The 1,376-nt window shown below is 44.5% G+C and carries 3 protein-coding genes; all 3 read right to left on the reverse strand.

All coding sequences use genetic code 11. The annotated features are described in order from the left end of the window. A partial coding sequence (locus EBR25_14060; protein ID NBW42094.1) for a hypothetical protein occupies nucleotides 1-203 on the reverse strand: 203 nt, incomplete at its 3' end. Next, nucleotides 200-493, reverse strand: a complete 294-nt coding sequence (locus EBR25_14065; protein NBW42095.1) for a hypothetical protein — start codon at nucleotides 491-493, stop codon at nucleotides 200-202. The genes EBR25_14060 and EBR25_14065, both read right to left, overlap by 4 nt. Then, nucleotides 453-1,376: hypothetical protein (locus EBR25_14070; GenBank protein NBW42096.1), on the reverse strand; the 924-nt coding region annotated here is incomplete at its 5' end. The genes EBR25_14065 and EBR25_14070, both read right to left, overlap by 41 nt.

Below are 1,376 nucleotides of genomic sequence, written 5' to 3' on the forward strand. Positions count from 1 at the left end.
TCCAGTTGAGCATTCTCCGCGTCACCTTCTTTTGGGAATCGGCTCCATGCACGCTGGTCAAACAGGTCGCCAATCTGCACTATTTCGACCTCATCTCCGCGCTTCTTAGCTATTTTAATCTCCTCCGCTATATGTTCTAACGCAGTCCAGTCGCACCACGGAAGATGTACATCCCCTAAGACAAAGATTATTTTCGATTTCATCCTGTACCCTTCATTAAGTAATCGCATTCATTCTTTCTTTTCAACCCTTCAGACACTAAACCTAAGTCTCCAGCCAGACCCCACAACTTCTCATACGTCCGGGCGTTATTGTATACCTTACCTTCCTTATTCTGCAAACAGATTCTGCAACTAAATCCACGTGCTTTAAGAACCTGCACACTAATGCCCTGTTCATGAGCGATATTGATTAACCGCACCATTAAGTCATCAAAAGGCTCTTTTAGCTTCTTAAGCTCGTCTCGTGTTTTCTGACTCTGTTTCAATATCATCTTCTTCTCCTTCTGTCTCAAGGTAAACCACGTTATTTATTTTGTCAAGCACCCATACAATACTTTCTGAAAAATATTTAGGCACAAGCTTCATCCGTTCCGCTTGAATCATAAGAGAGGAGAAGCTCGGGTCAAGTACGATTGTCTTACTATAATCACTCTCATTTCGTGTACTGCGTCCAGCCGCCTGAATAACAGTTTTCAAAGTCTCGGCTATGTACCACATATGGCCATCCTGTGCCGCCCTCCTCTTTTTAACCCACGAGTCTCCCAAGCAAGGCCATTGAATCTTAGCTATAATGTTGAGCCTGCAGATATCGTCCTTTAAGTCCAATCCTTCTGTACAACCACTCCCGATAAGTACACCTCCGTCCTTTATAAAATTCTTCAGTGCCTCTGGTTTACTTTCTTGGTCATGCTGAATCACAGGTAGTGTCCAGTAGCTCTCCATTTGACGGGCTAGTCCATATGGCACATGCACCAGAGTGTTTGGTTTACCTTCCGCCTTTATTATCGTTTCGATTCTGCGTGCAAGGGCTTTTGGGCGCATCTCTGTATAGTTATGTTTGAAACTTGACGGGTTAAAGTAAACCCTTCGGCTATCTACAGGGATAGGAGAAGCTAGGTCGAGATATTCGTATGGCTCATTGTTAAGTATCTCGTTAATATCGCTCTTAACCAGGGTAGCAGATAGCAGGATGCACCGGCCCTTTAAGATTTTCTTAATTGTGTTCTTAGGTACCCTAGTTGCCTGAATATTCATCTGCCTACCTGTAAACCAGATAGCGTACTTCTCGCTCTCCTGCTGAATACACTGAGCCGTGTGCTCGAACTCCAGCGCTCGGTTCTCTAGTCTTGACTGTGTTCGGAGAGAAGTAGCGGA

Source organism: bacterium (assembly GCA_009926305.1).
In the GTDB taxonomy this organism is placed as follows: Bacteria; Bdellovibrionota_C; UBA2361; order UBA2361; family RFPC01; genus RFPC01.